Annotated in this window: 4 protein-coding genes; all 4 read left to right on the top strand. The window is 49.7% G+C overall.

The window, feature by feature from the left end; genetic code table 11:
- Positions 1-16 precede the first annotated feature (16 nt).
- A complete protein-coding gene (gene frdA, locus F0227_RS21665) occupies positions 17-1,861 on the top strand; it encodes a fumarate reductase (quinol) flavoprotein subunit (protein WP_171755329.1) in 1,845 nt (614 codons plus the stop codon).
- Complete coding sequence (locus F0227_RS21660; protein WP_171755328.1) at positions 1,861-2,601, top strand: succinate dehydrogenase/fumarate reductase iron-sulfur subunit; 741 nt, start codon at positions 1,861-1,863, stop codon at positions 2,599-2,601. The genes frdA and F0227_RS21660 overlap by 1 nt, the downstream gene beginning before the upstream one ends.
- A gap of 3 nt (positions 2,602-2,604) precedes the next feature.
- Positions 2,605-2,988 (top strand): fumarate reductase subunit FrdC, encoded by a 384-nt coding sequence (gene frdC, locus F0227_RS21655; protein WP_171755327.1) that lies wholly within the window; start codon positions 2,605-2,607, stop codon positions 2,986-2,988.
- Positions 2,989-2,998: 10 nt separating this feature from the next.
- Positions 2,999-3,156: fumarate reductase subunit FrdD (gene frdD / locus F0227_RS21650; RefSeq protein WP_345775819.1), on the top strand; the 158-nt coding region annotated here is incomplete at its 3' end.

The raw sequence follows: 3,156 nt of genomic DNA, 5'->3' as shown, positions 1-3,156 counted from the left end.
ACACTGGAGGATAACTGTGAAAACCATAACCACAGATATCGCGGTCATCGGCGCTGGCGGCGCCGGTCTTCGTACTGCTATCGCAGCGGCTGAAGCCAACCCCGATTTAGAGATTGCTCTTATCTCTAAAGTATACCCTATGCGCTCGCACACGGTTGCAGCCGAAGGGGGCTCTGCTGCCGTCATCAAAGATGAAGATAGCTTAGACAACCACTTTAACGACACCGTTGGCGGGGGTGACTGGCTTTGCGAACAAAATGTTGTTGAGTATTTCGTCGAAAATGCCACTCGCGAAATGATTCAAATGGAACAATGGGGCTGCCCATGGAGCCGTAAAGAGAATGGCGACGTCAATGTTCGTCGATTCGGCGGCATGAAGGTAGAGCGTACTTGGTTTGCCGCGGATAAAACCGGCTTCCATATGCTGCACACCTTGTTCCAGACGTCCATCAAATACCAGCAAATCAACCGCTTTGACGAGTATTTCGTGGTGGATTTATTGGTGGAAGAGGACGAAGTACAAGGTCTTATCGCCATTCACATGTCAGAAGGTGAGTTAGTCACCATTAAAGCCAAATCTGTGGTTCTGGCGACAGGCGGTGCGGGTCGTGTTTATAACACCAACACCAATGGTGGCATTGTGACCGGCGATGGTATGGCATTGGCTTATCGCCATGGTGTGCCACTTCGTGACATGGAGTTTGTCCAGTATCACCCAACGGGGTTACCGGGCACCGGCATTTTGATGACCGAAGGGTGTCGTGGCGAAGGGGGCATCATCGTCAATAAAGACGGTTACCGTTACCTACAAGACTACGGCATGGGGCCTGAAACCCCTGTGGGCGAGCCAAAGAACAAATACATGGAGCTGGGACCGCGAGACAAAGTGTCGCAAGCGTTCTGGCATGAGCAGCAAAAAGGCAACACCATCGACCACCCTCTGGGTGATGTGGTGCACCTAGACTTGACTCATCTTGGCGAAGAGTATCTGCAAGAGCGTCTGCCTTTCATCTGTGAATTAGCTAAAGCGTACGTTAACGTTGACCCGGCTAAAGAGCCGATTCCAATTCGTCCAACGGTTCACTACACCATGGGCGGCATTGAAACTGACCCAACGTGTGAAACCAAGATTAAAGGTCTGTTTGCCGTGGGTGAATGTGCCTCTTCAGGTTTACATGGTGCTAACCGTCTTGGCTCCAACTCACTGGCTGAGTTTGTGGTGTTTGGTCGTGTTGCCGGTGAGCACGCGGTGAAACGCGCGGAAGCCTTTAAAGGGTGGAATGATGTCTCCATCGCTAAGCAAGTTGACGCCGTTGAAGCGCGTATTCAGGCACTGCTTAATCAGCAAGGGGATGAAAACTGGGCCACCATTCGCACAGAAATGGGCGCCAGCATGGAATCGGGCTGTGGTATCTACCGCCGTGAAGATTTACTGCAAGAGACCATTGCCAAACTGACTGAGCTAAAAGCACGTTATAAAAACATCAGCATCAAAGACAAAGGCAAGGTATTTAATACCGACCTTCTGTACGCCATTGAAATTGGTTATGGACTGGAAGTGGCCGAAGCCATGGCACACTCTGCCATTCTTCGTCGTGAGTCACGTGGTGCGCACCAACGTTTAGATGAAGGCTGTACCGAGCGTGATGATGTGAACTACCTAAAACACTCACTGGCGCATTTCAATGAAGATGCTCCACCAAGCATCGATTACAGTGACGTTATCATCACCAAATCTCAACCGAAAGCCCGTTTGTATGGTGAGGCTGCGGAGAAAGCCGCTGCGCAAGAAGCGCAAGAAGCTCTTGTCGAAAAAGAAAAGACAGAGAAGGCCGCTAACGAAGCACAGGAGCAGAAATAATGTCCACAACTCGTATTCAAAAAATCGACATTCTGCGTTATGACCCTGAGAAAGATGCTCAGCCATACACGCAGACATTTGAAGTACCGTTTGATGACACCATGTCACTGCTGGATGCACTGGGGTACATCAAAGACCACCTAGATAAAGACTTAAGCTATCGCTGGTCTTGTCGTATGGCCATCTGTGGCTCATGCGGCATGATGGTCAATAACTACCCGAAATTGGCGTGTAAGACTTTCTTGCGAGATTACCCAGATGGCCTGCTCATTGAGCCACTGGCAAACTTCCCAATAGAGAAAGATTTGATTGTAGATATGACGCCGTTTATCGAACGTCTTGAAGCACTCAAACCTTACATCATTGGCAACGACCGAACTCCGGAAGATGGGCCAAACAACCAAACCCCAGAGCAGATGGCAAAATACAAGCAGTTCGCCGCCTGTATTAACTGTGGCTTATGCTACGCCGCTTGTCCGCAATTTGGTTTGAACCCTGAGTTCTTGGGGCCTGCGGCCATCTCCTTAGCGCACCGTTATAACCTCGACAGCCGTGATAACGGCAAAGCTGAGCGAATGGAGCTGCTTAACGGTGAGAACGGCGTATGGGGCTGTACTTTTGTGGGCTTCTGCTCCGAAGTGTGTCCGAAGAACGTCGACCCAGCCGCTGCGGTCAACCAAGGGAAGATAGAGTCGTCCAAAGACTTTGTCATTGCCATGTTAACCCCACAGGAGGACTAAGGAATGAGTAACCGTAAACCTTATGTTCGCACAATGAATGCCACATGGTGGCAAAAAAGCAGCTTCTATCGTTTCTATATGTTACGCGAAGCAACGGTATTGCCGCTGATTTTATTTACCCTGTTCTTAACGTTTGGCTTAGGCAGCTTAGTGAAAGGGCCGGAGTCATGGCAGGCGTGGTTAAGCTTTATGAGCAACCCTGTTGTTGTGGCCATTAATATCGTGGCACTGGCGGGCAGTCTTTTCCATGCACACACCTTCTTTGGCATGATGCCTCAGGTAATGCCGATTCGCATTAAAGGTAAGTTGCTGGATAAGAAAGTCATTGTATTGAGCCAGTGGGCGGCTGTTGCAGCCATTTCACTGATTGTACTCATCATCGTATAAGGAGCTTATTGTGGTAGATAAACATCCAAAACGTTCAGACGAGCCGGTATGGTGGGGTCTGTTTGGTGCTGGCGGTAGCTGGTTTGCAATGATAACGCCAGTAACCGTATTGGTACTGGGCATTCTTGTTCCATTAGGGGTGATTGATGCTGAAGCGATGAGTTACGA

This window comes from Vibrio sp. 99-8-1, assembly GCF_013114595.1.
GTDB lineage: Bacteria > Pseudomonadota > Gammaproteobacteria > Enterobacterales > Vibrionaceae > Vibrio.
Note: the sequence above shows the minus strand (reverse complement) of the source record. Positions and strands in the feature narration are given on the sequence as shown.

Bases quoted from the DNA above. Each gene is read 5' to 3' on its own strand.
- F0227_RS21660 (WP_171755328.1), top strand. From the start codon at position 1,861: ATGTCCACAACTCGTATTCAAAAAATCGACATTCTGCGTTATGACCCT.
- frdC (WP_171755327.1), top strand. From the start codon at position 2,605: ATGAGTAACCGTAAACCTTATGTTCGCACAATGAATGCCACATGGTGG.